The organism is Shigella sp. FC1567 (assembly GCF_001743015.1).
Taxonomy (GTDB): Bacteria; Pseudomonadota; Gammaproteobacteria; order Enterobacterales; family Enterobacteriaceae; genus Escherichia; species Escherichia coli.
In genome coordinates this window covers 1-2,852 of sequence record NZ_MIIV01000202.1, presented here as the reverse complement: position 1 = coordinate 2,852, position 2,852 = coordinate 1, and the positions used below count along the sequence as shown (strand labels likewise).

The 2,852-nt window shown below is 48.2% G+C and carries 5 protein-coding genes and 1 pseudogene; 1 reads left to right on the top strand and 5 read right to left on the bottom strand.

Translation table 11 applies throughout. The annotated features are described in order from the left end of the window. The 4 genes from BHE85_RS12985 to BHE85_RS12970 all read right to left on the bottom strand — a co-directional run. Positions 1–165, bottom strand: a 165-nt coding sequence (locus BHE85_RS12985; protein ID WP_047664789.1) for an IS1 family transposase, incomplete at its 3' end; no start/stop codon positions are given. A 183-nt stretch (positions 166–348) separates the two neighbouring features. Continuing rightward, the gene (locus BHE85_RS12980; protein WP_004982928.1) at positions 349–795 is read right to left on the bottom strand and encodes a YcgN family cysteine cluster protein; all 447 of its coding nucleotides are present in this window, start codon (positions 793–795) and stop codon (positions 349–351) included. Positions 796–886: 91 nt separating this feature from the next. Further along, entirely contained in the window at positions 887–1,546 is a 660-nt protein-coding gene (locus BHE85_RS12975; RefSeq protein WP_000284277.1) for a fumarylacetoacetate hydrolase family protein, read from the bottom strand. A gap of 71 nt (positions 1,547–1,617) precedes the next feature. Continuing rightward, the gene (locus tag BHE85_RS12970; RefSeq protein ID WP_001297679.1) at positions 1,618–1,911 is read right to left on the bottom strand and encodes a YcgL domain-containing protein; all 294 of its coding nucleotides are present in this window, start codon (positions 1,909–1,911) and stop codon (positions 1,618–1,620) included. 241 nt (positions 1,912–2,152) lie between these two features. On the opposite strand from BHE85_RS12970, the gene BHE85_RS12965 reads away from it, so the two are divergent. Continuing rightward, positions 2,153–2,509 (top strand): PPC domain-containing protein, encoded by a 357-nt coding sequence (locus BHE85_RS12965; protein ID WP_000695219.1) that lies wholly within the window; start codon positions 2,153–2,155, stop codon positions 2,507–2,509. Between the two features lie 10 nt (positions 2,510–2,519). Here BHE85_RS12965 and BHE85_RS12960 read toward each other — a convergent pair. Further along, positions 2,520–2,852 (bottom strand): annotated as a pseudogene (locus BHE85_RS12960) (IS1-like element IS1X2 family transposase); the annotation flags it as partial.

The following is a 2,852-nucleotide window of genomic DNA, read 5'->3' as shown; positions in this document are numbered from 1 at the left end:
TTTCTGGTGCGTACCGGGCTGAGAGGCGGTGTAAGTGAACTGTAGTTGCCATGTTTTACGGCAATGAGAGCAGAGATAGCGCTGATGTCCGGCAGTGCTTTTGCCGTTACGCACCACGCCTTCAGTAGCGGAGCAGGAAGGACATCTGATGGAAATGGAAGCCACGCAAGCACCTTAAAATCACCATCATACACTAAATCAGTAAGTTGGCAGCATTACCAGTTACCTGTTGATAATAAGGTATCGGGTAACTCTCATTATGACAGAGCGCTTTCAAAAACAGGGCTACGAAATGGCGAGCATCCAGACGTATATTAAGAAAGCCCCCATCAACATCTATTAAATTTATCACTGCGCCCAGTCAGGTTTATTTAAGATATGATCCTGCCAGTCAATCACTTCTGATTCTTTCACTGCGATATGACGCACAGAGATACGTTCACCATGCATTGCCGCTTTCGAACCAGTAAGTAGCGGATGCCACACAGGTAAATCTTTACCTTCCGCCAGCAAACGATAAGCGCAGGTCATTGGCAGCCATTCGAATGTTGGCAGATTTTCACGGGTTAATTTAATGCAGTCGGGTTCAAACTCGAAACGACGTTCGTAGTTCCGACATTGACAGGTTTTAATATTGAGCTGGCGACAGGCGACGTTAGTGAAGTAGATTTCGTCGGTGTCTTCATCCATCAGTTTATGCAGGCAACACTGACCGCAACCATCACACAACGACTCCCATTCCGCATCGCTCATTTCGTCCAGGGTTTTACTTTGCCAGAAAGGTACATCGTTCATCAGGTGTTCCGCCATTACGTTAAAACGCACCTTATAACCAGTCTGGCACAGCGATGCAAGTTTTGCCGCCGCTTTCAGGCGGCAAAAAGTATTACAAAACGCGAGTTGTCAAAGAATGCCCATCGAAAGTGACTGTCAGCTCATCACCGCTTTGCAACGGGCCGACGCCATCAGGCGTGCCTGTCAACACAACGTCACCGGCCTTGAGGGTAAAAAACTTGCTCATATAAGCGATCAACGGAACGATTTTATGGATCATGTCCGCAGTCGTACCTTGCTGGCGTTGTTCGCCGTTTACGCTCAGGCCCAGCGTTGTATTTTGTGGATCGCCGGTAAATTCCGCCGCGGGGATAAACCCGGAAAGCGGACAAGAGTTATCAAACGCTTTAGCCTTTTCCCACGGCTGCCCGGCTTTCTTCATTTTTCCCTGAACATCACGCAATGTCAGATCAAGCGCCACGCCGTAACCGGCAATGGCTTTGCGGACATGCTCTTCCGTTGCCTGACGCAGCGTCGCACCAATCAACACCGCCAGTTCGACTTCATGATGAACTGAACCGAAATCGGATGGGATCGCCAATGGCTGCCGCAGATCGCACAGTGCCGTTTCTGGTTTAATAAACAGCACTGGCTCTTCGGGCACTGCGCTGCCCATCTCTTTAATATGTTTGGCATAGTTACTGCCAACACAGACTACTTTACTCACCGGATAATCCAGCAGCGCACCTTGCCAGTTGTGATGTTGATACATAACGTTCCCCTCACCTTATCGTGGATATGAAAACCCGCGCCGACAAAGATAATGCCACCGCCGGATATCGGTTATTTGTTCGTGTCGTCTGTTTTCTGCCCCATGACGGAAAGATGTTGCTTCAGCAAATCTTCGGGTGGTGGCGGTAACTGCAAATAGTAACCTTGCTCGGTTAATGCCAGTTTAACCTTTTCAATATCAGCATTGACCAGTTTCTTCCGCCCATCCAACGGCAGAATCATCGCTAACTGAGGCTGACCAAAACCTTTCATCAGTTCCTCAGGAACACGCGAAAAATCGTCTTTTTTTTCGACATATAAATAGGTCTGGTCACGCTTGCTGCTTCGATAAATCACACAAAACATACTTTTACTCTTTAAGATGCCAGGTTTTGGCATAAGCTAACATCAATGAAACCCGCGCCACAAGCCAGCCAGCTGTAGATTTCTGCGGTTTGTTGAGTCCATGCCCCTTTATAAGTAATCCCCCCGGCAAAAAATGCCGCGCCGGGATTTTACCGAACGCAGAAAAGCCACTGGAATTCTCCCGTTAGGGATTGTTATATTATAACAGTTCATCGTACTCATTCTGAACAGGAGACTACCAATGAAAATCAAGAGCATCAGTAAGGCTGTATTGCTGTTTGCACTGCTAACCTCCACGAGCTTTGCTGCGGGTAAGAATGTCAATGTTGAGTTCAGAAAAGGCCATAGCAGCGCTCAGTACTCCGGCGAAATAAAGGGATACGATTACGATACATATACCTTCTATGCCAAAAAAGGTCAGAAAGTACATGTGAGTATCTCTAATGAAGGCGCTGATACTTACCTCTTCGGGCCAGGAATCGATGATTCTGTTGATTTATCCAGATATTCCCCAGAACTCGATAGTCACGGACAATACTCACTCCCTGCTTCTGGCAAATATGAGCTGCGAGTGCTGCAAACCCGAAACGACGGGTAATGCTGCCAACTTACTGATAGTGTTTTATGTTCAGATAATGCCCGATGACCTTGTCATGCAGCTCCACCGATTTTGAGAACGACAGTGACTTCCGTCCCAGCCTTGCCAGATGTTGTCTCAGATTCAGATTATGTCGCTCAATGCGCTGAGTGTAACGCTTGCTGATAACGTGCAGCTTTCCCTTCAGGCGTGATTCATACAGCGGCCAGCCATCCGTCATCCATACCACGACCTCAAAGGCCGACAGCAGGCTCAGAAGACGCTCCAGTGTGGCCAGAGTGCGTTCACCGAAGACGTGCGCCACAACCGTCCTCCGTATCCTGTCATACGCGTAAAACAGCCA